The organism is Pseudomonas sp. TUM25319 (genome assembly GCF_056388475.1).
Genome location: NZ_CM150751.1, coordinates 1,784,928 through 1,810,825 on the forward strand (window position 1 = coordinate 1,784,928; position 25,898 = coordinate 1,810,825).

The window sequence follows — 25,898 nt, forward strand, 5'->3', positions numbered from 1 at the left end:
CATCAGGGCCTAGTTGGGCCCTGGTTTCAGAGGGAGTGCGGTGACCTTACCGTTGGCAACCGCCTTCAGCTGAATCATCTCGAATATTAGTCGCTGGTTAACCGAAGCCAGCCGAGCTACCTCCGCTAAAAGCTGATCATTCTCTGCACGGAGCACCCTGTTCTTTTCTTTCTCGCTCATCAACGCTTGATGCTTAGAGTCTCGCTGGGCTCGCACCGACTTGCCAACGATGTTGCGAATCCTTTCCGCTATGCTTGGGTAAGTGTTATGGATGAGTCCCGGAGTCACACCTGCGGCACGGGCAACGGATGTGATGGAAAGCTTTTCGTCACCAGCAATTAGATCGTCGACGACCTTGTTGAGCGCGGCGAGTGTCTTCGACCTGGAGCGAATAGGAGAGTCAGGGCCCACCGCCTGTCTAGTCATTTGCCGCCTCCTCCATTTCCTCAACTGGAGAAAGGCCAAGGCTGGTAATTACATCTAGTGCAACCTGCAAGTCGCGTTCTGCGCGCTGCCTAACAGCGGGGCCTGCATCCTCAATTTTTATCAGCTCTCGCTGTTGAATGTAGATGTCCTGCCAAGTGCTGGCGAAGACTTCATCGATCACCGAATTTTTGCACCCTGGACACCGTGTGGCTTCGTATAGACCAGCACCTCCGCAGCCCCGCTCTGTGGCGATGCACCAGCCGTGTCCAGTCGCACGAATGTTGGCATGTGGGGCGGTCTGGGCAAGCAAAGCAGCTCTATCCTTGATTGGAATCGCCCGCAACTCCACAATCTTTTCGCCAGCGCCCCCTGCCAGTGGCTGATCATCGAGCCATGATTCGATCAGGTCAATTTTAAACTCTGTCATCTGCTGGAAGATCTCATCAAAGAGAGTCAGGTCTTGCTGCGGATTGGATGCATAGAGTTGGGTCATACTCATGCTGCTGTGTTTGAACTGCCATTTGAGGTAGATCAATGAAGTGCGGCCCATACGGGATTCTACAAAGCATCTTGCATATGTTCGCCTGCATTGATGCGTCCTCAACGGCCAATCGCTTCCAGCGGCTTTAGCTATACGGTCAAACGCAGCATTGGATGCTTGCCCGCTGAGAGCCTCAACGTGATGGCTTTCCTGAACTTTCCCTCCTTGTGTGTTTCGTCCCAAAAATAGTTTATTCGCGTCTTTTCGGGCTTTTTCGAGCCTAAGGAGATGTTCAGTTGAATACGAAAAATCCCGATTGCTTGCAAGCTGTCTAATCTCTTCATCCAGCTCTTTTCTGATGGGTACTGAATATTTTGCCAAAAGACTTAAAGCTTCAATCGTCAGTTCTGGTACAAGATATTCGACTTGGCCTTTACCTGTCTTGTGCTCGATTGTGGTCACCCAGCAAAAGGTAACCCCGTTTTTTAACTCTTTGCGCCAAGCGCCAACCTCAATTCCAATTGCCTCGTCATTGCGCATGCCGCTAGTGATTGAAACTATATACAGAACAGCATCTCTGCAACGAATTGCCATCCGTTCATCACTAGGATGATATCCAATACCATTGGCTGCCAATTCGGCCTTCATCTCCCGGACAATGCTTTCGCAATAGTTGAAAATCCTAGATTGTTCATCATGAGGAATAATATCTGTTCGCCCGACGTTTTTAGTGGCAGCACCCAACCCTTTTACATTCGCGACCCCACAAATCCGCCACAATGTCGAATTACCCCAAGGATAACTCTGAATGGGAAACATCGTGTCGGCAGAAAACACCCAAAGAAAATCAATAACCCGTAATCGCCCATACAGCGGGAGAGGCTTTAACTTCAATTCATATTTGCAATGATGAACGTAATTGCTGACATGGATCGGACGGACATCTGCAAAGCTTGAAACTCCTAGATCGTTTAACCAGCGAACAAAAGGCATCGCGCTGACGACGGCGAAAGTAGTAATGCCCCGTGCGATAGGAGGTTTGGATCTAGGCATTCCTCTTTTAAACCAAGCATAAGCAACAGCTTTGCAGTCATCAATAAGCGCCCGAGGCATGCCCATATCCCAGTTGATGAATTTATAAGAATGAGCAACATTGGCCTGATCAAAAAACGGGCGAAGATCCCACTGTGCATCGCCAAACCTGCTAAGAACGAAGGTTTCTCCATCTTCATTAACGATAGCGCTGATCACGATTGCATCCCGCTCTGCGGGACTTAGGCCATTCGCTGAAACTGGTTGTGCGATGAGGACATCATATGCCTTTAACACCGCACTCGTGGTTCTTATGCTCAAATTTCACCGTCCAATTTTTTCTTCATGAACTCGATTTTTTTAGCCCAGAACAAGTGCGGAGATGACTCAGCCTGAGCCCTTGCTTGCGAAACCAATGCAAGATCAAACTTCTGGGTGAAATCATCTATCAATCGAATATAGTCAAACTGACGCTTGCGCCATGCGCCCCACTCGTCCGTGAGAAAGTATTCGACTTCTGCATACAAGAATTGTTGGTAGCTGAACAGCCGGTATAAGTCCTCCAAGGTGCCTACAATTGCATAGCTAGGGCAACCGAGGCAGTGGATGAATTCAGAACAATGATTGACGCCATCCTTTGGTGCCAGACTACCGTAAAGGCTATCTTTGCAGCCGCCTGGCGGGGTTGGTATAACGTTTATGCCACGTAGTTTGTCCGGAAAAGCCTCCCCAACAAATGTCGCCCCGTCGATCTTGATCTCATCGTTGATTTTCAAATAGTGATTATCGGCGACACCAGGGGTATGACCCATAACGGAGGAAACTTCTATAATGTCGCCACCACTCAGTTTCCACAAACGGCTTTCCATAGTCTTTCGCAGCCGACTAAGCGTGACATTTAGCCGATTGCCTTGATCATCCTGAAGCGCATGACGCTCACAAATGCTTTTTGCCGTGACATATAAAGCACCGGGTGTAAGGGTAACGATGTCGTTCGAGCGGCCAGGCTGGCCCGAGCGATATAACCACACACATGAAGATATTTCATCAGGTGCCAGTGCTACGAGTGGCTTAGAAATCTCCAGCGCCTTATTGAGGACTGCCACCCCATCCAGGGGAATAGCACTGTACTCATCTAGCAGATTAGTCTGACGGATTGTTTTGCTCTGTGCGCCTTTACCTCGACGTTTGACGGTAGTAATCAACCTGAGATTAGGAATAAATGGGTGAGGCTGTAGGGCATCCCTCTTCATCTCCAAGAGCGGCGTAGTATTGATTCCAGACCTTGCCGCAGTAATTAGTAGCAATACAGCCATCGCCTCCGCGCCATTTCCAAGGAATGCACCCTTATGGATGGCAATAAGATCTGACTTCAAAGCGCCAATCAGCCTTTGCATTTCACCCAAGGTGAGCGGATCTGCATCTTTAGTGCTCTGCGCATTATTAGGAAATGGATTGAGGGGCAAAAGATCGTCAAGATTGACTTCAATAAATCCATATTCAGCCAAAACAACAACTAACGACTTGAAGCTAGTATAGTAATTCTTGGCTGTCGAGCCGTTAGGGTATTTTAGCCTCAGCCAAGAGACGTATCGCTCCAAGTGGCGTTTGGTAAGACTGTTTGGCGTTGCAGGTGGCGACTTGACCGAACCGCCACTCAAGAAATTTATAAAAAATCTTAGTCCGTTCGTAGAGTAACCAATCAAGGTCGTCACTGAGAAGTTTCCTCCTTGTAGCAAAGCTTTGATAACGTGAAGACTTTGAATTGCCCAAGCATCGAAGCCCAAGCCTAAATATTTCGTATGATCGAGTTGCCTGTGGTTTCTCGGATTTCTCGGCAGGTCAATCTTGATATCATCTTCGACAGCCTCGAATCCTTTTGTAACCGACCGCATAACCGCCTTGTAGCTTTTTTGCCGAGCCAATGGTGCTACCTCAGATACGCGAAACCGAATCAGTCATAAACATCATGTCAATTTCGTCCTCGTGAGCAAGGACGGATTGGGCTTCAAGCTGGTTTATGAGATGCAAATAGATCATAGTTGTTTGCACATCTGAATGCCCCAGCCTATCTCGGACATACAACAATGGCTCACCTTCAAACTCTTTACTTTTTCGAAGAGCAAGCAAGGTATAAGTCCCATAGGTGTGGCGTAGCATGTGGGCCCGAACATAGAAGCCGCACTTTCTTTCATAGGACTTCATAACGTCCACTACGGAATCTTTTGAATAATGCCTGCCTTCATTAGTCAGCAGCAGCGCGGTAACACGTCCATCACTATTGGACTTACGAACCTCTCGTTGGTGAAGGGAGTAAGACCACATGCTCTCCATCAACGACCATGGCACGTCGATAGTTCTAGGCCGGTCGTACTTGATATGCATGTCTGAAGGATCAAGAGCAACACTGATCATTTGCCCTGGGCGCAGTCCCTTCTTCAACCTGGGGTTGAACACATATTTGAGAGGAAAAGACCTCGCCTCACAGGAGCGAAGGCCGGTACGCACCATGAGGTGGAACAATATCTGGTGGCTTGGATCGGTATCCAGGGCAAGGCATACCTTGACTTGATCCTTGGTCAGGAATTTGGTCAAGCGCTTTCGGTCGCGAACCATCACCGAAACTTTCGTGCTCTCGGCTCCGGGCCGAGCGATATGACTGAGAAGACCGGAATGTTGGGCAGCTCTTACCCTTTTCTCACCGAAGGGCAGCACAGTTATCAGGTTGCGCTGCTTAGCCCATCGGTAGAACCTCACGATCAAGGCCAGACGATTGTTCACCGTGCCGGGATCAAGTGCTAATTCTCCGCTCGACCAATCCCTATACCTCGACAGAGCACTCAGACCGTGAGCCGGGCTTTCCTCGTCCCAGGCCAATCCATTGGCTTCCAGGAAGGCAAAGTAATCGTACAGACGCCGTCCATAGGCTTCCCAAGTCAAATCGCTTAGGGCCTCACCTGACTCGATAAGCGTGTGCCAAAGGAAGGATTGAGCTGGCTCGACTGGCCATCCCTCTGACCCAATCAGCAACGGAAAGCCTTCAAAGGATCGACCTGCTAATGCTAGGTCTTTTGTTGCGAATACCAGCCTCATGCCGCTGCCCTAAACCACTTCCAATGGATTGCCTTATGAAGCCTGGAAACTGCTGCTCCAGAGGGGTTCAGAAGGTGGCGCGGACTCTACAGGATTTACTAACGATTCCCACCCCTCAGATCGTTGTTGCTGAGTACCACTACGGGTTTGTGCCGCAGGTCTAGGCGGAACACCCGTTCACAGCTCGCGTAGAACGAGTTGCAGTCGATGAGAGCGAAGACGCGATCAGAGCTTTGCATGGCTGCGCACGCTGTATGTCACCACACCCCAGATCTCAAGCTCTTCTCCTTCCAGCAAATACCTGGAGGGGTATCGAGGGTTTTCCGACCGCAGAATGACCTGGCTGCCCTCGCGAGCGAGCCGTTTGCACAGAGGCTCGCAGTTCACTGCAGCGATCACGATGTGGCCGGGCTCAGGTGGTACGGATCGGTCTACAAGCACGAGGTCGCCAGGGTAGATTCCGGCTCCAATCATGCTGTCGCCTTCGACCCTCACGAGGTAGATGTGAGGTGCTCGAATGTCGAAAAGCTCGTCCAGGGAAAGGCGCTTTTCCATGTGGTCAGCTGCGGGAGAGGGGAAGCCCGCTGGGACTTGGAATGAGTACAGAGGGAGCTCAGTGCTACTGGGGTTGAGTGGGCCGAGGATCGTGAACATGACGGTATGCGCCTAACTGTATATTCATACAGTTAAGCGTTTCGAGGGCGGTTGGTCAATCCATTGCGAGGTGGAGGGGATGGCCGGCATCGACGTGTGGGGGGGCTAATCTGCTTTAGACGTGACTCCTCCGGGGTACGGCTGTCGTAAACCGCACCCCGGCTTCGCCATGTTGCGGCCTTTGCGGACTTCCATCCTCACGCCTTCGGCCCATCTAGGGCCTGCGCGCTCCGCTTGCTCTTTTGGCAGCAGAGAGCGGTTTCCCGAATGACAGGCCGCTCCGTGATGGTCTATTTCCCTTCCTCCAGCTTTGGCCTGATACTCGGCGCTGGCCAAGCAACCAGGGCAGCGAAATGGCAACCATCTACTTCGACGAATCGGGTAACACCGGTCGGCAATTGGCCGATCTTGACCAACCATTGTTCATCCTCGGCTCGTGTGACTTTAACGCCGAAGAGTGCGAGCAGCTCCTAGGCCCGCTGCGCTCAAAGCAGGCCCCGGAGATCCACTTCAAAAAACTTCGAAAGTCGGGCCGGGGGCAAGACCGAATCATTGAGCTTTTCCAGTCCGACCTGGTGACGCCTGAACGCTTCAAGGCTCAGGTTTTTCACAAGCGGTTCATGCTGCTGACTAAGGTGATCGATGACCTTCTGGAACCGTTTCTGTACTATCACTTCGACTACAACCTCTACGAAAATGGCCAGAATATTTCTCTGAGCAACATGCTCTTCGCCTGCCTGCCCCTGGCGGTTGGTGAGGCCTGCTTCAACGAGTTTCTTTCCCGTTACTACGATATGTGCGGCGAGAAGAGCGAGGAGGCAGTCACAGCGTTTTACGAGTATCTGGAGGTGATGAAAGCCGCCGCCGCTCAGAGCACGCTGTCCATGGAGCGGGAACTCGGGATGCTGTCGATGACCTCGGCAATTGTCCACGACGCCCTAGATCAGTTGCCTAAAAGCACTTTCAACCCAGCGATACCCGCATTCTTCTCGCTGTGTGTCGCTTGGGGCAGACAACACGCGCGGTTCGATGCGATATGTGATGACTCGGAGCCACTTGAGCGCCAGGCGGAATTCTTCACGGCTATCGCCGACTGGGAGGCTCAAGCAGCGGAGCAGCAGGTGATCGGCTTCGGAAATGCCCAGATTGAGCTACCTCTCAAGCTGAACAGCCTGGCCTTTAGCGCCTCGCACGACTCGGATGGCATACAGCTCACGGACGTGCTCACCAGCGCACTATCTTATTACTACACCAAGCGTCAGAAGGGCGAAACAGAAGACGAGTTTTTCAAGAAACTAGATGGGCTGGGCTGCCTTCATGACTTTGTCAGCGGTTGTATTTGGCCCACCACAGATGTCACTCCAGAAGCACATGGGAGGGCTGGCGATGAGCGTGGGCATAACCCTGCAAATGCCTTCGCTGACTTCATAATCGAACGTAAGAAGAAAGCTTAATGCCCGCAACGTCCCGCACGCCATACTGAGCCAACGCTGGGGCGGCTTTACGCCCCGGCGAGGCGGTAGGCGTGCTCCTCGCGGAAAAGGGGAAAGCTATCGAGGGGTATCCCGGCTCCACATATCACTCAGTCCCTGTGGTGCCCGCGAAGCAATCTTTTGCCGACTGCCATTCCACGGGTACTTCAATCACGGTCGGATCCTCTGGGTTGATTTCCGTTGGTGTTTCGCGGCGAACGGCTTCCATTTGATCCGCCAGCGTATCCGCAAACCAGCGAAGTGACTCGAATTGAGTGGCAGTCCTAAGGAAGTGGAATTCGCTGATTCGAAACACGCCAATCCTCTCATGCCAATCATCGGCGATACTCCGGCCTTCGGTATTTCTCAGCTCTGGATCCTTCCGAGGTGAAACTTGGATGGCGGTTGATCCGTCCATGATGATCACAGGCTCTAAGCTGCGTTCGTCCAGTAGATGCTTGAGAACAATCAAGTCGATCACGACAAGGACGGCCAATCTTTCCTGCATGAACAGGACGGTGTTAAGGAAACTCCGAACAAGTTGCCCATCAGCCGGAAATGGACGGCTTGGGGATGCCGAAAAGTCCGATTTTCAGCCGCAGGTCATTGGAAAACCAAGGCATAGCCTTGGTTTTCTGCCCTCACGGGCGCACCTCTCCCGTAGCCGGCAATAATTGCCGGCGCACCATCCACAGATTCGACAGGGCAAACAGCGTGGTCAGTTGCGCCGTGTTCTTGGCCAAGCCACGGAAGCGGGTTTTCACATAGCCGAATTGGCGCTTGATCACCCGGAATGGATGTTCGACCTTCGCTCGCGTCTGCGCTTTGACCTTCTCGATCTTGCGTCTGGCTTTGTAGAGCACGCTGCGTTTGCTCAAGTGCTTGTAGGTGCTACGACGAGCCGCAATCTGCCAGATCACCGGCCTTCCTTCATGCTCCGGCCGCTTCTCCGCGCCGGTATAGCCCGCGTCGGCACAGATAACATTTTCATCGCCATGCAACAGGTGGGCGACCTCCGTTACATCGGCCACATTCGCCGCTGTACCGTGGACGTGGTGCACCAGACCCGACTCAGCATCTGCACCGATATGCGCCTTCATGCCGAAGAAATACTGATTACCCTTCTTCGTTTGATGCATTTCAGGATCGCGCTTGCCATCCTTGTTCTTGGTCGAACTGGGGGCGTGGATGATGGTGGCGTCGACAATGGTGCCCTGACGCAACGACAGGCCCTTGTCTCGCAGGTAATTGTTGATGGTTTCCAGAATGCCCGCCGCCAGTTGGTGCTTCTCCAGCAGGTGCCGGAAATTCATGATCGTCGTGTCTTCGGGGATCGGAGCGCTGAGCGTCAGACGAGCAAACTGGCGCATCGAAGTAATCTCGTACAGCGCCTCTTCCATGGCTGGATCGCTCAACGAGAACCAGTTCTGCAGCAGGTGAATGCGCAGCATGGTTTCCAGTGGATACGGCTTGCGGCCACCGCCAGCCTTTGGATAGTGAGGCTCGAGCAACGCCACCAACCCACTCCACGGAACCACCTGCTCCATCTCGGCCAGGAAACGCTCGCGACGGGTTTGCTTACGCTTACCGGCGTACTCGAAATCGGAAAAGCTCATCTGACTCATGGAATGGCGGGCTTGTAGAGGGCAGTTGGACGGAGGGCTATTTCAGCACAGGTCAAATGACCTGTGCTGACTTGATCGGAGAATCCCTAACGGGCGATAACGAAGCCGTAAACGACTTATGCGGCAGCCACGATGGTTCGGGGGTGAGAGCTACAAATAAAGTGGTTGATGCGGGGTATTGGGCCAGTATTCCCATCACTACCTCATCTCGACGCTCATCGTTTTGTGCGCACAGGTAGGTCAAGCCAGGTTCAGGGCTTCGAGTGGATACCCCATTTATCCATGCATCTGACATGCATTCGTTGATCTGAGCCTCGTAGCTAACCGGTGGCGCGGAAATCGCCACGCGTTTGGTGTTCGGTACACCTCGAAAATTTAACGCTCCATCATCCCTAAAAAACTTATGCAGCACCTGGCGTTGCTCTGTCTGCCTATCCGTCCTGGCATTTCTGTTTGAAGAGCTTTTCACTTCCAGCGGTACTGGGTCAGCTGCGCCCATCAGGCAAACGTCGCCGTGACGGATCACATTCGTGAGATCTGCCAGGAGCGCGGGTACGTTCATGGCGAGCGCTTTGCGGAGTAGGCGGTACTCCCTCATGAACCCGATCTTACCAAGGAGGAAACCTGGATCGCTTTTCACTTCATAATCGGCATCGAAGTAAAGATGCTTCAGGCTGTAGGTGCTCTGGTAAACGCATGCGAGGCCGTCGCCGAAGCACTTCCAGAGAAAGATCATCTGCTGGAGATTCGTGATCCGTGCTGTTGTCTTGCAGTCGAGCAATTTGAGCAAAGATGACCGCTGCTTGGTGGAGCCCTTGCGCTTCAGGGAGCGGATGCGAGCCTGGGCTTTCTTCAGCCGCTTCACTCGCCTCTCGGCAGTGATGATTTGTCTCAGTAGGAAGCTTTGCAAAGCCCTCACCGACGACAGATCCTCTGGGGCACCCTGAATCTTGTTGAGTAAGAGGGCGGCCATTGCAAATCGCTCAGTCTCTCGGGGAAATCTCATGGATGGCTCCCGTTTGCTATCAATCGCTGGAGCACAAGCCATAGATGCTCGAATTTGCTGCCCCAGGTTGGTGTCCGTGCTTGGGATTTAATTCTGGACGAAATGGACTGATGGATGGCTTCAGTTACTTGGAGTGCTCATCAACTATACAGGCCATATCTCTCCTTAATGCGTTCTTGAAATAGTTGTGGTGACGCATTTTTGTCATGAACTCTGAGGACTCGTGCTCATTGTTTAAAATGGCTCGCTCAATGAGTCGTTCATCCCAGTAATCAAATTTCCAGACCTTATGCCAGTTGGTTAGCCCGCCGCGCAAAAACGTTACTTTGTGATGGGTGATTGCATTGCAAACCCGCTCTACCTCTTCGAGGAGAGGTAAGGTGTGGGCTGAATCGCATGACTTTCGATAGCTATACTTTCCTTCTCTTACTAAAAGCATCGAAGATAATTCCGCTTGGGATAGTCCAAATTCTTTCATGGCCTCGGCCAGCCCGAAGGCATAACGACCTCTGATTGCGTTGGCGCAGTAGATGCAGTTCCTCAGCGCGACATAAAGTGAATCAAGTAACCACAAATAGCCATGATGTCCCAAGGGGAACCAGGCAATCTCTTTTATAAAGCTGATAGCTGCTTGTTGAGTTTGCTTAATCAAGTGAGCGGGCGGGCGGAATCCTCGTATTTCGTCCAACAGAGAACTGTCGCCCTCAAGGCACACGCCGTCAATGTCCAAGTGGACGAGGAACAGCGATCCTTTCTGCTTCATCCTGTGAATGGCATTCGCAGAATAAAACATTACTTGGCCATAGGCAGCATTGATGGATTCCAGGTGTGGAAATTCATCTCGCCAGATGCACACAATATCTCGATCACTATTCGAGTTTGTATCCCCCCTGGCGGCGGAGCCGCATTCCATGACCAGATATGCCACTACCTAATAATCCTTTTTACTACAATGGCTGTTACGATTGCACACCAAATAACCGAGGTTATTATGAAAAACATCGTCAGCACAATCGGCGCTAAATGCATCTCAGGCTTCAAGTCACCATAACCCACTGTGGTGAATGACACGACTGCAAAGTAAAATGCAGCTAGAAGTCCGTTGTGCTCCTCTAAATGTCCATCTATTAGCCATGCAAATAGCGAGATGCCTAGAGTAGTAAATACTAAGGCGTTGAATACCCCGTATCCGCTACCTAGTAAAATGTCGTAGCTTTGAGAGAAAAGAAAGCTTCCATATTTTTTTCTTTGCCGAACAAGTATTCAAATCTTTTGTAAAGAAGAAATTTCTTGTCTGCCTCCATTGCAAACTTATCCTGGTGCATGTCTTTCGAATTTCTATACAGGGCCTGAAATAAACCAACATTAACGTTGGCGTAATGGCGGCGCCAAAGCCAAGCAAACTTAAAGGATTTTGGGTCTATATAGGTGTCTTCGAACGACGGCTTATAGAAAAGAGAATCAATAAAGCTGCACTTGTGGAATTCGCAGCTTTTGAATTTCGCTCCGCTAAACGAGCAGTCGATGAATGTACATCCGTAAAAATTCACCAGCTCAATGTTTTGGTGGTTGAAAATGCACTTTCTGAATGTGACATTTTTGATCCGTGAAATCCGGGGCGCTGGTCGATTCTTTTCAAAATCAAATCGCTTTAGCTCCGCTGATCGCATGGGGCCAGCTATCTTCCCGTGATCGAGATCATAAAAACTGATGTTTTCAACCTGCTCGGTAATTCTTGGAAATTCACGCATTAGTCATCTCTTGCAACATCAGTCCCTGGCCAATTGCCCTATGCACCTAACCCCGCCGTTTACGAGCGGTGTGAAACCATTTTAGACTGGTTCACTTCAAGACGCGGGGCTGAGTTTACACCATACGCTCCTTGGCGCTCCTTGCCAGTGTTTCTGCCACAGCGAGGGCCGAGCGCAGATCGCAAATACCTAGTGTTGGGGAGGTTGCATCTGCCCTAAAGCGACACAATCGCTACAGCAGTATGACCTCGACTGCGCCATGCTGAGCTTTCATTCTAGTGGCAATCAGGACTAGCCTTTGCCAGTGGAGCGACCCAGCTGCTGGAAAGAGTAGTGCGATCAATAATGCATCACGGGATTAGGAATAGGCTTTTGAATCATGCAGCGGATCGAATGCAGCTAATCAGCGCAACCCAGGCAAGGCGGCGTTTCCGAAGGATTATGAAGCTCCTGCAGGAGGGGCACTCGTTCGTGATTACCAAGAATGGTAAGCCGGCCTGCAAACTTGTGCTGCCTGAAGTGGCGTGACATTCGCACGATGGGCGGAAAAATCGGCAAAGAAATTCGAAAAAACTGGGAGACTTCCACGCTGTAAGCAAGGTGTGGCGAGGGCGCCAGGGATTTATTGAATCCGTAAACTTGCTGGCTGGGCCCTGAGGGCCGGCGCGCTCCGCTTGCAGCGATGCTCAATCACCTCCCGAAGCAGGCCTGCACGTTAGCACCGGCTGGAGCCCGTGACATGCCCGGACTGCGCCTAGACAACCTGAAAATGAGCATGGTAGGTTTGCCGTCCCCTGATCTTCCCCCTGGATCAAACGGTCGGCTCGTGAAGGCTTAGCCACAGGGCGCTCGAACCTCTTCTCTCGCACGCATCTCAACGAGTCAGCGGGCAGCCGACACCCTGACGACCGGAGATTCGCATGCGCATTCCTGTCCATCCAGACGACCTGATCCGAAACCGTGGTTTCAAGAGGTTGGCCAAGCAGCTGCGCAAAGTGTTGCGTGGGCCATCCAGGATCTCCTTGTCCTTGGCAGAAGACATCCTGGCAAAAGGCTTTGGCTACGAAAGCTTCTACGATATCGAGCAGACAGCTAAGCACGGCTCGCCGGCACAAGTGACGTTGAACGAGCGCGACGCAAAGTCAGCGATTTTCACTGCGATCACCGCAGCCTTGCAGCAGGGGGATATCACTGCCGATCAGCACGAGCTTAGGCAGCTTGTGAATTCGTTTGCATTGGCATCACTGGTGGCGTTCAAAAACATCAGCGTCGTCCCAGTCGGCCCTAAGCTTCTTTCTTTGGAAGTTGTTCAGGCCATGAGGAGTGTGGTCAATCTATCCGAAACTCCTAGGCAGCAGGCGTTGTTCGTGTGCATGCTGGCAGGCTTGCGCGCCTTGGAAGTGACGTCGGTGCGATGGGTTGGGAATAAGGCTGTTTTCCAACAGCATAAGGCACGTCCCGATGAGTACATTCCTCTACCAGAAGGCTGCCAAGACGTTATCTCGAGGTATGCACGGGCCAGCAAGCTCTGCGAAGGTGACCTGCTCTTCCACTCTCACAAGGATCGAAAGCGTGCTATATCACCAACATTGATGACCAGAATGCTGACCGTCTTGGCCGACAAAACAGGCATCAAGCATCAGCGTGTAACGGCTACCCAGATTCGACACACCGTGCTGAATGACATTGCCGAGCTGACAGGACATCTTTCACGTGCAACCTCCTTGGACTACATCGCCAAGGACGCAGACGAGATCAACCCGACACTCCACTGAAAAGAGCCGGCGCGCCTGAAGGTCACAGCCATCTTTCAATGGACTGACTGCCGAAGCATGCCGGCCTGGTGCAATTGGTAGCCGATGACGGTTTGATACAGGTGATCAGCCTCAAGACGGAGCCTCTTGATCTCCTCGGTTGGTCGCTCTTCATCCACCGCCTGCTGATGAGCCCGGACGGCTTGAAGAGCCTGCTGCAAGAGTGCCTCGCCCGCCTCAGCCATGCCCAGGATCGTTCTTTTCACTGCGACCTCGTCCTGGATTGATGGGCACGATGGGCGTTCAGGTGCTCAAGCTCTTGGTGCCATACCGCTACAAACTTTTCGAAGTCGCGCAAATAGGGCCCCTCTGCCAGGCGGGTAGATCCAACGCTCGCCGCTCGGAACCGCTGCAGCCATGGCTCGGGGATGCTGTCCTCGACAACCAGCTGAACGCCATTGTGAAGCTTCGTGATGACGACATGGATAAGCTCCTGGTGTAAGAGCTGATTCTCACCCACGACGCTCTGCAGGGCCTTATCAACCTCCTCGAGTTCAGCCAGCACCGATTCAGCACGAGCGTCTCCAGGCTGTAGATCGGCAAGTGCCCACAGCGCTCTGCGCCTCGCGATCTCTAGGCTCCGCAGTTGATAATCAATCGTCATATCACTTCTCCTTGCCGCAGGTGGACGTCTTAGGCCAAGTTCGACTTCTAACTGCGCATCCCCTCAAGGCGAGCGTGAACTCATCTCTTGGGAGTCTTGCCAGGATCCCACCGGCGAGGTTGCTTGCGTGCCGGGCGTACAACGTGACAACTCCTAGTACAGGCACGCGATGTGGAACGAGGGCACCCACTCGCACCTGAGCAAATTTCAGTATATTCACGACATCTGCGGGTGACGTGTCGGACGACAGGTGCTCTACGGTCGACCTTGTGGGCGGGCTGGCACAGCTTCACAGCTTTACAATCGTTTCCAACAGCTTGTGGGGTCGACCTGTCTTACAGGTGTATCATTAAGAAAATAAGGTGGTAGGGTACAAGGGATGACTACTCAAACACAAAAGATGCTAGATGAAATTGAACGTAAATTTATCGAAATTGCCACCCACGTAAAATTTCAGAACAAAAAAGGTCGCACTGACATTAATGATGATATGGAGAGATTCTTCAAGCAAGTTCTAAATGCTCATTATGGCTACAAACTAAAAACAACTAATGACGTAATAAGCAATTATCCAGCTATTGATTTGCGCGATGAAACCAACAAGGTTTGCTATCAAATAACCTCAACAAATACGACCGCCAAAATAAAAAACACAATTCAAACCTTCAAGGATAAAAAGCTTTATAATAATTTTGATGAGCTCGTTTTTCTAATTTTGACTGATCAGCCACCTTGTAGTGTTATTGATCCATCTCCGCACCAGCCAATGGCAACGAGCATTTCTATATTGTCGCTAACGGATCTGGATTATCAGGTAAGCAAGACTAATGACGAGAGTAGAATTAGAGAAATTCATCGGCTAGCAATTGAGGAATATCGACCAGCAGTTGGCTCTAGCGGTTACCTGATAAAAACACCTGATAAAGTTTATTTTGGTTCGATGCAGCGTCTTTTTGATCAGGCTGGTTACGATTGGAAAAAAGATCAGAAGGAAATGAGTATTTACGAAAAGGATTTTACCGATTTCGTAGAGGTGCTTGCAAACATGGATGTTGAGCAAAGGGCTGTTTTGCAGAGGTTGGTGGTAAAGTCTGAATTAAAATCCAGCTCTCATACTTGGCTTTACTATAATTCTTCTCGGATTCGATTCGAGTTCAAAGGAGAGCAAGAGGCTCTCAACTCACTTGAAAATATTTTTTTTGATATAGAGCATGATTTCCAGAGTGAATTTGAAAGGCCGTTCACTGCTATTTGCCTGAAGAGCTTCACCAGTCGCGATGTAGATCTAAATATATTTGCTGAGCTAAAGACTTTTTCAGATAATAATGATGATCTGCTTAGGGCAATGATTGTGGGCTTGGACTTCAAGTGCCTTGAGCTATAATTTTTAGTTTTTGATACTAAGCTTTCGTTTTTTCTGGCGGTCGGGGTGTGAATTGAAAAATATCCAGCGTATTTTGTCACAAGGTCGCTTGGGTCACTGACTGGGTGAGGAGTCCTTCAGGATTGGCGGAGATTGAGCAGGGCTTACCAAGCATTCCGCAAAACCTAGTATCAGCTTACAAGGCGTGGATCCATGCAAACGGTTGACGGTAACCCGTTCGCTTCACGCTGCCTTACGCTCGCTCTAGCGCAATAGATTCTGCGCCTCAAGCCATGTTAGATTGGCGCCAATGATTAATTGTGAACCACATCCATAATGGTGAAGGTTTTTATGAGCAAGCAAGTCAACGAAGAAGACTGGCTGATCAGCCGGTAACGATTCTGAAGCACAGTGCCCGGTTAGGGGGCGCTTGCTGCTTAGGCCTTAGGTTGGCTCTAAGTCAGCCCATGAATGATGATTCTGGATACGGAACTGATGATGCGGTCGCGCCAATCATCGGGCAGACCTAGCTTTAGGTTTCGGGCGACGTCTTCTTCTGCGTTTTGATTCGATGGGGTATAGATGCCTGGTAGTGATTGATAGCGTTATCGCTTGAAAAAAATTGCTGTAAGTCGTATCTTACAGGCGCGCTCCCCGGCTCTCGCGCGCGATCATACCTTCACGCGCTTCTCAGGTATGTGTCCGATCTCAACGGCATTCATGTCGGTGAGTAGGATAGGATTGTGAAGAGGGGGGACGCGCACTATTTTCTTGATGTCTTCCTGTAAATGCTTTCCAGCTTTAGTTCTTGGCAGAGTTTTTGCCTAATCAAAGCTTTTTCTTTCCAGTTCTCTTCATAAGTGATTTTTTCGTCGAGCCTCACGTATACTACGCAGTCGCCTTTGTCTGAAAAGTATACGTTTCTGTATATTGCAAGCACCTTTCTCGATACTACTACTTTATTTCCAATCTGCGTGGTTGTTCCGGGCAGAGTTTGGATTTGATGGGGGGTGTATCCAAGTATGGTTTTGGCATATGGTAAAGTCGTCAAACTGTCTCGGATATGTGACTGAGATCGTGTGATCCTGGTTAGGTGCCGCCATGCATTATTGCTGAGGGAGACTTTTCCAAGGCAGCAGGAAACTACTCCCCGGATTTTGGAGAATTTTGGCCAAGACCATTCTCGGACTTGAGCTGTTGTGGCGAAGGTGGGCACGGTGAACCTTCCCATTCCGCTTACAGGTTGGCGTTGTTTGTGAATTAGTCGCTCGATTTCGAATCTGGAAGCTGGCGTTAGAATGTGATTTTCAGAAACAGATAGGGTCTCGATAGGGGTTTTTTTATCGATGAGCTTCCAGTAGATCTTTGTTTCTGGATCAAGGCGAACCCAAATCAAGATTACGGGTTGATTAGTGTCTTTCCACTTTTTCAAGTGTTCTTGATCAATGTTTTGTAAGCGCCACCGATTTTTAGTCGGTGTCCAGCGTCCGAAGCTCGCTCCAGTTTTAACTTGTACAGCTACTTGGGCGTGAGTAGGGCTAGGGAAATCAACCGGATATTTCAGCTGGAGGTCAAGGGCGCCTATTCCTTCGCCGCGCATGGTCTCCCGAAGAGCTTCACCGTTGAAAATCAAAGACAAGACACTTGCAGCCAGGCTCTCACCGGCATTGCCTTGATCGAACTTAAAGATGTTCATCGAGTCTTCCGTGTAAGGCTCGTACTGAGCCTATTAGCAATTTTGCATGGATGCGGTGGTAGTCCCATCTAAACCGACGGCCTACCAGCCAACTTTAATGCACCGAGCGGTAGCGAAGCTTAACCTCGTGGGCTGTACTTCGGTAACTGTACAGGAGGATTTTGTTCGCTTTGCTATGCAATGACAAGCCTCGCCACGTAGCTCGGCCATCCAGAACAAGGCTGGTGACGTGCTTGGGTGGATTAGCGCCTCATGCAACTCTTGTAGTTCCTAAGCTAGTTAGGCATGGGAGCTCAAGTGAGCGGTGGACTGTCAGCTTTCAGCACTGGGCAGGACGTCCCTTCAACCCACTATAGCGGCAAGATTGCGGCCCCTGCTTGGCCGGCAGCTAGCGGAGCAGCTCTGTAGTTCTGATGAGAATGGCTCTGTGGCTAACCCCGCTTGCGGGGGCTAGAGCGGGGCCCAGGCCGCGATCATTAGGGGTAAACGACTGAAGAGAACACTCCGGCTTGGTAGTGCTCTCTATGGCTGAGGGTGTCCATGGCACTGGTGGTCAAGAGCATTTATGCAAAGGCCACCAGATTTTTCGGGCCAGGATTTAGGCAACCTGCTAAACGGAAGGTCGCTGGCCGGTAGCATCGCTCGAGAGTCGAATGCCCCTTTGTCGTGCGGAGGAGGTATGCTTTAGGTGGGCTCAGGGTTGCTATTTAAAATCAATATCATAGCTTTCAAGTAGCTTAGATTGATATACATTGCTCTCGTAGAGTTCATACTTGGAGCAAATGGATTTCACACTGCTTAGGTAAGGCTCTGAGACATATGGCGAAACCACCACGCTATGAATTAGTTCGCTGGTGTCAACATTGATGGTGTGCGGCTTTATAATATACTTTTCCCAGTAGTCTTCGAGCATTAATGTAGGGCTATAAAGATCGAAGGTGTCAGGTTCGTGATAGAGGCGGACTTCTCTTTCGTGCTCGTACTCCTTTCTTTTAAGCAGGATGGTGGAAACTCTCTCCTTTGTTGCTAAAAGCTCATCCTTTGTCATGTCTAAATCATTGAAGTCCAGATACCTCATGCGTGCCAAAATGGCTAGCTTTTCATTGTCTCTTGATTCTATTGATTTCTTAAGCGAGGCGACAGTCGTCTTTATTGCTATTGATTTTCCATTGTCTCCATACAGCTTCCACATTGCTTCAGACTCAAATTTACTTTCATACCAACAACAAATGCTTTGGCGGCCTCGAGTCTTCTCGCGCATAAGCTTTAACCGCCTGCGTGAAGTCTCTGTCCATTCTTTTTCGAATTCTAGCATTTCCTTTGGTGCGTCTTCTGGGAATTTTGGCCCGCTCTGGCTCATTAGTTGTAGGTGAGATTCAATTTCGTGGTGAAATTTTTTGGGTAGATGGCCTTCCAGAGGGTCGCTGTTTTTAAAGTATGATATGGGCGATAAGAATAATTGTTTTGTGTCGATTAAGTTGATGAATTTATCAAGGCTCATGTAGCGCCATAATACAGTGTCATCTGGAAGGTCGGGATCGATTCTGATTTTAATAAGGCTTTTCATGGTTTGGCCGCTCTGTAGAAGTATTTGTCACCGGTAATTTGGTGATTGCGCACACGCGTCGAACTATAGTGAATCAGCTTGAGTTATAACGCTGCCCAAGCTTCACGAAGATGATGTCATTGAACGCGATCACCATGAAGGCTTAACAGACAAGGCCTGCCGCCCCCCAAAAAAAGCTCAGGCAGTAAAAAAACGCCAAATCGGCGGCTTTTCAAGATGTATCTCGGGGTCTCCAGCTCTCCACGACGGGGGTTTAAGGTGTCGTTAAAGAGGTCTTTTCCTCATAGAGGTATTGGTGCCGGACACGTACCAAGTGACGTTAACTAGAGGGTCGTCCTCACGTCAAGGCGTTAAGCTTACTGCAGCCACGACTCTACGGTCGCCGAACCGTGCTCTGCCTTCCAGGCTTTGAGAACAGCGTGGTTGCCACCCTTGGTCTGTACAACTTCACCGTTGTGAGGGTTTTTGTAGACTTTTACCTCGCGAGGCTTGCGAGAGGTCTTTTCATGAATCTGAGGAGCCTGACGGCGAATGCCAGCTTGCGGGTCGAGGATGTTGATCACTTCGCGGAGGCTATAGCCGTATTCGCCGAGCAGGGCGCGCAGCTTCTCTTCGAACTCCATCTCCGCTTTGATTGCGGAGTCACCTTTCATGGCTTCGAGTTCGGCCAGTTGCTGAGCCAGTTGCTGCTCAAGACGACGGAATTCTGCAAGACGAGACATTGTTAGCTTCCTACGTTGTTGGTGTGGTAAGAATACATTCAGCCCACGCCCAACTGCTATCCCGGACTGAAGATAACTCTCGATCTAAAACAGGCGGTTCACCTCAACGAATACCGATCCGGTCTCTGCGGCAGCTCGAACCTTGCGGTTGATGACGTCGGCGAACGGTATCTGTTTGTCGAGTGCGTCGCGGATATCTTTGCCAGAAATACACACCAGGCTTTTCCCACGACCGAAGGCTTCTAGTCCAACATCCGTGAAACCGTAGTAGCTGATGAACACCCCGCGTGTCCATGCAGCCTTCTCGTTGATCTTGCCCTGTAGGACATGAAGCTCACCAGCTCCAACGGGGCTAGTTACCCACTTCGCTTCGACGAGGTAAATGTCACCGCGACACAGGAAGCTCCCGTCGATCTGTTCCCCGGTATTCCGGAATGGGGCACGTGGTTGGAGGTTGGAGGCTTCAAACAGCTGCTGCAGGAACGTCTCAAACGCATAACCACGCGCCTGAGGCGCGAGCTTATGGATATCCAGCAGGGCCTGTTTGAGCTTGGCCGCCTCATCAATGCTGACTTTGCGTACTGCAGCAAATGGATCGCCCGTAACGCCGCCACTGGAGGTGCCTGACTCCAAATCTTGGATCAGGGTCAGAAAACGGCCTTCGGCATTTGCAACTGGATCTTCTCGACCTTCGTGGATCAGGAGAGCCTGTCGATGTGCCCAGACCGCTTTCAGCGCTCGTACACATGTCTGGGTATCTGCAAGGTTTAGGAAGCTGCGGAAACGCTTGGCCTTGGACGTACCATCAGCAGTGAAGAGCGGATCATCAATATCGATCTCCAACTCACCGAGGAAGAACCGACTGAAGGTAGCGTTCGAAAAATCCAAAACGTATCCCCCTCCCATTTCGAAGAGGAGATCCAGAAGCTTCATATCAAACGATTTTATCTTCGGCATGCCACGCGTCCTTGATCAAGCACAGCCAGCCGAGCATACGACATCACTGCGAAAGACCCAATGGCTAGCGCGCTCAAGGCACACTGTTCGGAGCGGTAGCCTGGACTCCTATACATTGGCCAATGGAGCAGTGCCGCTATGTGCGGAGCAGAGCGTACTGACCCAGGTTGTGCCCACTCTCCTCCCTGGAGCGCCACAGTGCGAGCAAGTCTTCAACGATAGCTCGGTGGCCACATCCACCGCGCCTCGGCAGTAAGCATCCCCACCATCATAGAAAAAGTGCAGCTCGCCAAATTTGGATTTGATCTGAGCCACGGTCACCGGTGTGACCTCCGGGTGCCGAGCCAGGTGATCCCTCAACGTGTCGCAGAGTGCGAGCAGGATGTTTTTCCAACCAGGCCCGCAGTAGATCTCGTTAACGTCAGGGTCGGAGAACAGCTGAGGGTATCGCTGACGCAACTCTTCAACGTCGATCTCGGGTAGGTCTTCAGGAGATGGGTTCATAGTTCTCGAGGTTTCCCAAAAGTAGTAGAGGGCCTAACGCCGCGTTTGCGGCCAAACCGCAAGCGGAGCACGCAAGCCAGGATGGCTGAAGGCGTGAGGATGGAAGCCCGAGAGGGCCGTGACCGGCGAAGCCGGGCACGGTTTACGACAGCCGTCCGCGTATGCGGCACGCCCAAGAGTCAGCGGTGCATTTTGCTGAAACGCTCTACGAGCTTTGCAGGAGAAATTGACTGCCATGTCTCAAGCGCACCGACCTTACGGAATAAGTTGACACCTATGCCAACGAAACCAGCAAACACCAAACCAGCAATGGTAAGTGAATAACCAGTTAGATCAGATACAAATTGAGCAAAGGCGTTGTAGGATCCACCACTTTTATCAAACAGGCCAATTGCAAAAAACAACGCAATCCAAGACAGCAGAAACGCAACACCGGCCACTACCGCACCGTTGGCCCAAATGCCAAACTGGCTGGTGTACTTCAAGCTCGGCTGCTCCAGAACCTTTCCGTTTGCGTCCTTGACGACAAAAACAAATCCTTTGTTCTTAACTTTGTTTCTGGACTTTTGAACCAGGCCGTAAAACTCATACTTACCGCCATTTTCTAGCTCTTCATAGATACGAGTCGGCATTCGGAAATTTGGTACGAGTACATCATCGATTTTCATGATGACCTGAACATTATCTGAAAAGCTCTCGAAAACTCGTATGTCTTCCAGACAGCCGGAAAATTTGAGGTATTCAAATTTAATAAACACTTGCAGCTCCTTGCTCAATTTCTGAACGACAGGCAGGGGAAAGCCTTGAGCACACCTCTGCGCGCTCAAGCTCGATCTAAATCAGTGCAGCTGTGTATTAAGGAAGCGATCTCCAACCAGGCGGCAAAAATCCCTCAAACTGCGGCGCCCGCCATCGCGGCGGAAGGTAGCCACCACGTACCGGCTGTTCATGGTCGTGATCACCCAGAACTTTCCTTCCTTCTTGATATTCACGATGTCGGATGTCTGGATCAGGTGCCCATCAGCAAACCGACCATAAGGCCCTTGCCGGACATGTCCAAAGACCACGCCTACGGCGTTCAGCCGATGAATGTGGACATTCACCAGAAACGCAGTGATCTCGTTTTCGTAGTGCTGGCCCACAGCCTTGGCGATTCGAAGCAGGTCGAAATCGCTGTAGCGCTTAACGTGAAAATCGACCGCGACCGTGTTGTCCTCTGTCACGCGTAAGCACTCCGATGTTCATTCCCGTCACTAGGCTTCGTGGCACGTCGACGGTACAGCTCTTTCACGCCGGTTAGGGATTCGACATCAAGGTCAGGCTCATGCGTGTCGACGTATATCGCTCCGCTCTCAACCTCAAGCACGCAGACGGGCACCTCAGCACGGTCGAAGCCCATCGATAACGAGGTCAGCTTCTCCATCTTCCAGCCTGCATCTTTGTTCATCCAGCACGGGGTGACGGCCTGGACTTCTTGAACCACAAGGTTCTCGTCCTGGGCTACCAACAACTCCATAAGGCGCGCCTCGTCATTGACCATTTCCTCGGAGGCGACAAATCGATTTTCGAGTCGGCGCTTCAGGGTGATGTGATACCAGTGGGTTGCGAGAGATCGGGTGACTGCATGAAAGTGAGCGAGGCCCTCCCCAAACATACCCACGGGGCCAGCCTGGTCTTGCGTGCTAATGCGGAACATCGTGAATCTCATCTGGGCAAGTCCGCCAGGCGGAGCTTGCGGGTCAACATAATCCGAATATTGTCTTGAGCGAGGCAGTTTGCTCACGACCTTGGCCGATCAACACGTACACCGTGTTCCGAGTCTCGAACATGCACACGCCGTCGTAGGTCTTGCACAGCGTCGACCGCACCCAGCCGCCAGGCGGGAACCGCCCCTCGCTGTCGTAGGTGACGCAATGGGAGTACAGGAACATCGGCTGCAAGCCTGCAGATCGAACCCTCGCGAGAGACTCAGGCGGCTCATCGACGTGGAAGAGAAGCCAGTCCTCAACAAGGCAGTACGGTCTACGGGGGAAGCGTGCGGCGAGTATTGCCTCAACCTCAGGCCGAGACAGGGATGTGCCAGCGGAAGAGATTTTTCCTTCCTGGAGCAGCTCGTGCTCAACAGAGCTATCAGTCACCAAGTACCTCGGTATCCAAAACGACGGTAAGCGCTCCATGAACCCCACATTCAAAGCGCTTACCTGATCCCCGATGCTGTGCTCCCGATTTCTTTCTGGAGCCTGCCGACGATGATGCGCCCCGACGCCAAAGTCGAAAAAGTCTATCTCTACCCCAAGCCTGTCGACTTCCGAAAATCCATCGATGGCCTCGCCGCTCTGGTCGAACTGGATATCAAGGTGGCCGTGTTCGACCCGGTACTTTTCGTGTTCCTCAACAAGCCGCGCAATCGCGTGAAGATCCTCTATTGGGAGCGCAACGGTTTCTGTCTCTGGCTCAAGCGCCTGGAGTCCGAACGCTTCAAGACCTCGCCTGACGCCACTGACGAAGCCATTGTCCTGACTGTTCAGGAACTGAACTGGCTACTCGACGGCTTCGACCTTTGGCGCAACCGCCCACATCAGGTTTTGACCCCTCGTTTCGTGGCCTGAATCGGTATAATCCTCGGCATGGATTCCATGCCCGATGACCTTCCCGATGACCCTGTCCTGCTCAAGCAAATGCTCCTTGAGGCTTACGCAGCACGCTCGCGTGAGCAGGAAGTCAAAGAAGCCTACGCCACTCACATCGTTGATCTGAAAGAACAGATCAAGTTGCTGCGTGATCGCCTTTTCGGCCGCAAGTCCGAGCAGGCCATCGATCCCAACACGCCGCAACTGGCGATGTTCAACGAGGCAGAAAGCGAACCTCTGTTGACGGTGGAAACGCCGGATGAAGAAGTCGTCACGCCAGCGCCACGCCGGGGAAAACGCAAGCCACTCTCGGCTGATCTGCCGCGTATCGAAGTCATCCACGAACTGCCTGAACACGAACTGACCTGTGCCTGCGGTTGCCGCAAGCATGAGATCGGCGAGGAAATCAGTGAGCAACTGGATATCGTGCCGATGCAGATCCGCGTGCTCAAACATGTCCGTAAGGTCTACGGCTGCCGGGGTTGTGAAGTTGCCCCGGTCACGGCAGACAAACCGGCTCAACTGATCGAGAAGAGCATGGCCAGCCCGAGCGTGTTGGCGATGTTGCTGACCACCAAGTATGTCGATGGCTTGCCGCTGCACCGTTTTGAAAGTGTCCTGGGCCGGCACGGGATCGACATTCCACGGCAGACACTGGCGCGCTGGATTATCCAATGCAGCGAACATGTCCAGCCGCTGCTGAATCTGATGCGTGAGCGATTGCTGGAAAGTCCGGTCATCCATTGCGATGAAACCCGTGTCCAGGTACTGAAAGAGCCAGATCGAGACCCGACCAGCCAATCCTGGATGTGGGTGCAAGTCAGCGGGCCGCCTGACCGAAAAGTCGTGCTGTTCGACTACAGCTCCAGCCGGGCGCAGGAAGTGCCGTTGCGTCTGCTGGAAACTTACCGCGGGTATGTCATGACGGACGATTACGCTGGCTATAACGCGTTGGCGCTGCAGTCTGGCGTAGAACGGTTGGCGTGCATGGCGCATGCCCGGCGCAAGTTTGTCGAAGCGCAGAAAGTGCAGCCTAAAGGCAAAACCGGACGGGCCGATGTCGCACTGACGATGATCAACAAGCTGTATGGCATCGAACGCGAACTGAAAAACGCCAGTGACGAGCAGCGTTTTGCCGCGCGACAAGCGCAAAGCCTGCCAGTCCTGACCCAGTTGAAAAGTTGGTTGGACAAGGCCCAATCCCAAGTGACGCCACAAAGCGTGCTGGGCAAGGCCGTGAATTATCTGGCGAACAACTGGAGCCGGTTGGTGCGTTACGTCGAGGCTGGTTATCTGCCAATCGACAACAATCTGGCTGAACGCTCGATCAAGCCGTTTGTCATCGGTCGCAAGGCCTGGCTGTTCAGCGACACGCCCAAGGGCGCTACGGCCAGTGCCCAGATTTACAGCTTGGTCGAGACTGCAAAGATCAACGGCCAAGAGCCTTATACGTGGCTGCGCCACGTACTGGAGCGACTGCCCCACGCGCAGTCTGTGGCGGACTATGAAGCGTTACTGCCATGGAACTGCTCGCCGGAGATGCCACGGTAACTGAGACTTCCTCTTTTCGGTAGGTGGGGTTCATGGATCGCTTACAAACGACGAGGTGAAGTGCGAACGGGATCGTAGCGGCAGATCGCCATTCGACTCACTCGAACCAATATATCTGTTTGAGCGAGTCGAGGCAAACGAGGCATACCGTCTCATTTTGCGGAGGCAGAAATGCCGCTACGCCATTCTCTCGCCGCCGTGCTCCAGTCGCTGCGCACGCAGCAAGGCCTATCTCAGCAGGAGATCTCTGGCCTGGTTCGTCAACAAACCATCAGCGAACTGGAAGCGGCTCGCTTCACGGCCACCATTGATACCGTGAGGGATCTGGCCATTTCGTTGAACATCAGCCCGGCGACCCTGTTCGCCATGGTCATTGCTGCTGAGAATCAGCAGACAACGCACCAGGTGCTGATCGATGCAATCGTCGAAGCGGAAGCTTTGGGCAGAGCCAACGAAATTATGGAGCGACGGCCTCGCGAGATTGAGCATCCGCGAGTGACGGCTGCTAGAGAGAAATGGAAGGCGGTTCAGGCGCTGAAAAAAGACGGCCTCACCCAGGCTGAGGTATCTCGCGCTCTGGGGTACTCGAAGGGCACTGTGTGGCGGCTTTGGGAGCGAGAGCCAGGCGCTTAATCTTGTCTCAATGCCGGAGTCGCTCCACCGGGCCACGAACAAGGGGCACAACAGCGAACCTACCTGTCGGCCCTCTGGACGAATTCCTTCAGCCGCTCCCGTGACTCTTTAACCTGTTCGCGGATCTCTTCCGGGTCAATGGACATCCTTCCACCCTCATGGACATGGAGCGTCTTGAGCGAGTTTACGGCGGCTATGAAATCTCGCTCTTGCTGCTGCACCCATGCCGGGCGTTTATCGGGGAAGAGCCGAAGCGATAGCCTTCTGATCCAAGACATCTGTACCTCCTCATGAGACGTTCTCCCTGGCGGGCTTTG

The 25,898-nt window shown here is 51.9% G+C and carries 29 protein-coding genes and 1 pseudogene; 7 read left to right on the forward strand and 23 right to left on the reverse strand.

Translation table 11 applies throughout. From position 1 onward, the window contains the following. Window positions 1-9 precede the first annotated feature (9 nt). From AC05QJ_RS08170 to AC05QJ_RS08195, 6 genes and pseudogenes are all read right to left on the reverse strand, one after another. On the reverse strand, window positions 10-426 hold the full coding sequence (locus tag AC05QJ_RS08170) for a hypothetical protein (RefSeq protein WP_004574005.1): 417 nt from the start codon (window positions 424-426) through the stop codon (window positions 10-12). After that, on the reverse strand, window positions 419-2,158 hold the full coding sequence (locus AC05QJ_RS08175; protein ID WP_223198351.1) for a tyrosine-type recombinase/integrase: 1,740 nt from the start codon (window positions 2,156-2,158) through the stop codon (window positions 419-421). The genes AC05QJ_RS08170 and AC05QJ_RS08175 overlap by 8 nt, the downstream gene beginning before the upstream one ends. Before the next feature lie 98 nt (window positions 2,159-2,256). After that, window positions 2,257-3,864, reverse strand: coding sequence for a hypothetical protein (locus AC05QJ_RS08180; protein ID WP_014003918.1), 1,608 nt, complete (start codon window positions 3,862-3,864; stop codon window positions 2,257-2,259). A 10-nt stretch (window positions 3,865-3,874) separates the two neighbouring features. Next, window positions 3,875-5,032 (reverse strand): tyrosine-type recombinase/integrase, encoded by a 1,158-nt coding sequence (locus tag AC05QJ_RS08185; RefSeq protein WP_004573994.1) that lies wholly within the window; start codon window positions 5,030-5,032, stop codon window positions 3,875-3,877. A 119-nt stretch (window positions 5,033-5,151) separates the two neighbouring features. Beyond that, window positions 5,152-5,271, reverse strand: a pseudogene (locus AC05QJ_RS08190) (Y-family DNA polymerase); the annotation flags it as partial. Further along, on the reverse strand, window positions 5,258-5,686 hold the full coding sequence (locus AC05QJ_RS08195) for a LexA family protein (RefSeq protein ID WP_412763307.1): 429 nt from the start codon (window positions 5,684-5,686) through the stop codon (window positions 5,258-5,260). The gene AC05QJ_RS08195 and the pseudogene AC05QJ_RS08190, both read right to left, overlap by 14 nt. 353 nt (window positions 5,687-6,039) lie before the next feature. Between AC05QJ_RS08195 and AC05QJ_RS08200 the strand changes: the two genes are divergently transcribed. Continuing rightward, a complete protein-coding gene (locus AC05QJ_RS08200) occupies window positions 6,040-7,140 on the forward strand; it encodes a DUF3800 domain-containing protein (protein ID WP_412763306.1) in 1,101 nt (366 codons plus the stop codon). Between the two features lie 124 nt (window positions 7,141-7,264). On the opposite strand, the gene AC05QJ_RS08205 is transcribed toward AC05QJ_RS08200, so the two are convergent. The 6 genes from AC05QJ_RS08205 to AC05QJ_RS08230 form a co-directional block, all read right to left on the reverse strand. After that, window positions 7,265-7,666: a hypothetical protein gene (locus tag AC05QJ_RS08205; RefSeq protein ID WP_476746387.1), complete on the reverse strand. Its 402-nt coding sequence runs from the start codon at window positions 7,664-7,666 to the stop codon at window positions 7,265-7,267. Window positions 7,667-7,799: 133 nt separating this feature from the next. Next, complete coding sequence (locus tag AC05QJ_RS08210) at window positions 7,800-8,783, reverse strand: IS5 family transposase (RefSeq protein ID WP_476746388.1); 984 nt, start codon at window positions 8,781-8,783, stop codon at window positions 7,800-7,802. 52 nt (window positions 8,784-8,835) lie between these two features. Next, complete coding sequence (locus AC05QJ_RS08215) at window positions 8,836-9,789, reverse strand: hypothetical protein (protein ID WP_476746389.1); 954 nt, start codon at window positions 9,787-9,789, stop codon at window positions 8,836-8,838. Between the two features lie 124 nt (window positions 9,790-9,913). After that, on the reverse strand, window positions 9,914-10,717 hold the full coding sequence (locus AC05QJ_RS08220) for a hypothetical protein (RefSeq protein ID WP_412763304.1): 804 nt from the start codon (window positions 10,715-10,717) through the stop codon (window positions 9,914-9,916). Then, window positions 10,717-11,052, reverse strand: coding sequence for an ion channel (locus tag AC05QJ_RS08225; protein WP_476747894.1), 336 nt, complete (start codon window positions 11,050-11,052; stop codon window positions 10,717-10,719). The genes AC05QJ_RS08220 and AC05QJ_RS08225 overlap by 1 nt, the downstream gene beginning before the upstream one ends. Continuing rightward, on the reverse strand, window positions 10,986-11,540 hold the full coding sequence (locus tag AC05QJ_RS08230; RefSeq protein ID WP_476746390.1) for a pentapeptide repeat-containing protein: 555 nt from the start codon (window positions 11,538-11,540) through the stop codon (window positions 10,986-10,988). Before AC05QJ_RS08230 ends, AC05QJ_RS08225 begins: the two co-directional genes overlap by 67 nt. Window positions 11,541-11,933: 393 nt before the next feature. Between AC05QJ_RS08230 and AC05QJ_RS08235 the strand changes: the two genes are divergently transcribed. Together AC05QJ_RS08235 and AC05QJ_RS08240 are read left to right on the forward strand one after the other, a co-directional pair. Next, on the forward strand, window positions 11,934-12,068 hold the full coding sequence (locus AC05QJ_RS08235; RefSeq protein ID WP_476746391.1) for a type II toxin-antitoxin system Phd/YefM family antitoxin: 135 nt from the start codon (window positions 11,934-11,936) through the stop codon (window positions 12,066-12,068). A 392-nt stretch (window positions 12,069-12,460) separates the two neighbouring features. Further along, the gene (locus AC05QJ_RS08240) at window positions 12,461-13,315 is read left to right on the forward strand and encodes a hypothetical protein (protein ID WP_476746392.1); all 855 of its coding nucleotides are present in this window, start codon (window positions 12,461-12,463) and stop codon (window positions 13,313-13,315) included. 35 nt (window positions 13,316-13,350) lie between these two features. Here AC05QJ_RS08240 and AC05QJ_RS08245 read toward each other — a convergent pair whose 3' ends face one another. Both AC05QJ_RS08245 and AC05QJ_RS08250 read right to left on the reverse strand, forming a co-directional pair. After that, window positions 13,351-13,560 (reverse strand): hypothetical protein, encoded by a 210-nt coding sequence (locus tag AC05QJ_RS08245; protein WP_476746393.1) that lies wholly within the window; start codon window positions 13,558-13,560, stop codon window positions 13,351-13,353. Beyond that, a complete protein-coding gene (locus tag AC05QJ_RS08250) occupies window positions 13,557-13,958 on the reverse strand; it encodes a hypothetical protein (RefSeq protein ID WP_412763298.1) in 402 nt (133 codons plus the stop codon). Before AC05QJ_RS08250 ends, AC05QJ_RS08245 begins: the two co-directional genes overlap by 4 nt. Window positions 13,959-14,337: 379 nt before the next feature. Between AC05QJ_RS08250 and AC05QJ_RS08255 the strand changes: the two genes are divergently transcribed. Then, entirely contained in the window at window positions 14,338-15,342 is a 1,005-nt protein-coding gene (locus tag AC05QJ_RS08255; RefSeq protein ID WP_476746394.1) for an SMEK domain-containing protein, read from the forward strand. A gap of 742 nt (window positions 15,343-16,084) precedes the next feature. On the opposite strand, the gene AC05QJ_RS08260 is transcribed toward AC05QJ_RS08255, so the two are convergent. The 8 genes from AC05QJ_RS08260 to AC05QJ_RS08295 all read right to left on the reverse strand — a co-directional run bounded on the left by AC05QJ_RS08260 (window position 16,085) and on the right by AC05QJ_RS08295 (window position 22,944). Then, the gene (locus tag AC05QJ_RS08260; protein ID WP_476746395.1) at window positions 16,085-17,017 is read right to left on the reverse strand and encodes a DUF4365 domain-containing protein; all 933 of its coding nucleotides are present in this window, start codon (window positions 17,015-17,017) and stop codon (window positions 16,085-16,087) included. Between the two features lie 703 nt (window positions 17,018-17,720). Next, window positions 17,721-18,584, reverse strand: coding sequence for a DUF2971 domain-containing protein (locus AC05QJ_RS08265; protein WP_412763295.1), 864 nt, complete (start codon window positions 18,582-18,584; stop codon window positions 17,721-17,723). Between the two features lie 356 nt (window positions 18,585-18,940). After that, window positions 18,941-19,306: a histone-like nucleoid-structuring protein, MvaT/MvaU family gene (locus AC05QJ_RS08270; RefSeq protein WP_412763294.1), complete on the reverse strand. Its 366-nt coding sequence runs from the start codon at window positions 19,304-19,306 to the stop codon at window positions 18,941-18,943. 84 nt (window positions 19,307-19,390) lie between these two features. Continuing rightward, on the reverse strand, window positions 19,391-20,263 hold the full coding sequence (locus AC05QJ_RS08275) for a restriction endonuclease (RefSeq protein WP_412763293.1): 873 nt from the start codon (window positions 20,261-20,263) through the stop codon (window positions 19,391-19,393). A 683-nt stretch (window positions 20,264-20,946) separates the two neighbouring features. Further along, window positions 20,947-21,525, reverse strand: coding sequence for a hypothetical protein (locus AC05QJ_RS08280; RefSeq protein WP_476746396.1), 579 nt, complete (start codon window positions 21,523-21,525; stop codon window positions 20,947-20,949). Window positions 21,526-21,606: 81 nt separating this feature from the next. Beyond that, a complete protein-coding gene (locus AC05QJ_RS08285; protein WP_412763291.1) occupies window positions 21,607-21,990 on the reverse strand; it encodes a hypothetical protein in 384 nt (127 codons plus the stop codon). Continuing rightward, window positions 21,987-22,463: a hypothetical protein gene (locus AC05QJ_RS08290; protein WP_412763321.1), complete on the reverse strand. Its 477-nt coding sequence runs from the start codon at window positions 22,461-22,463 to the stop codon at window positions 21,987-21,989. The genes AC05QJ_RS08285 and AC05QJ_RS08290 overlap by 4 nt, the downstream gene beginning before the upstream one ends. A 43-nt stretch (window positions 22,464-22,506) precedes the next feature. Next, the gene (locus AC05QJ_RS08295) at window positions 22,507-22,944 is read right to left on the reverse strand and encodes a DUF6957 family protein (protein ID WP_476746397.1); all 438 of its coding nucleotides are present in this window, start codon (window positions 22,942-22,944) and stop codon (window positions 22,507-22,509) included. Between the two features lie 72 nt (window positions 22,945-23,016). On the opposite strand from AC05QJ_RS08295, the gene tnpB reads away from it, so the two are divergent. The 3 genes from tnpB (at window position 23,017) to AC05QJ_RS08310 (ending at window position 25,581) form a co-directional block, all read left to right on the forward strand. Continuing rightward, entirely contained in the window at window positions 23,017-23,376 is a 360-nt protein-coding gene (tnpB, locus tag AC05QJ_RS08300; RefSeq protein WP_004883347.1) for an IS66 family insertion sequence element accessory protein TnpB, read from the forward strand. A gap of 18 nt (window positions 23,377-23,394) precedes the next feature. Beyond that, window positions 23,395-24,948 (forward strand): IS66 family transposase, encoded by a 1,554-nt coding sequence (gene tnpC / locus AC05QJ_RS08305; RefSeq protein WP_476743066.1) that lies wholly within the window; start codon window positions 23,395-23,397, stop codon window positions 24,946-24,948. A gap of 171 nt (window positions 24,949-25,119) precedes the next feature. Further along, the gene (locus AC05QJ_RS08310; protein ID WP_412763289.1) at window positions 25,120-25,581 is read left to right on the forward strand and encodes a helix-turn-helix domain-containing protein; all 462 of its coding nucleotides are present in this window, start codon (window positions 25,120-25,122) and stop codon (window positions 25,579-25,581) included. A 59-nt stretch (window positions 25,582-25,640) separates the two neighbouring features. Here the strand turns inward: AC05QJ_RS08310 and AC05QJ_RS08315 are convergent, their stop codons facing one another. Continuing rightward, entirely contained in the window at window positions 25,641-25,859 is a 219-nt protein-coding gene (locus AC05QJ_RS08315; protein WP_412763288.1) for a hypothetical protein, read from the reverse strand. Window positions 25,860-25,898 lie beyond the last annotated feature (39 nt).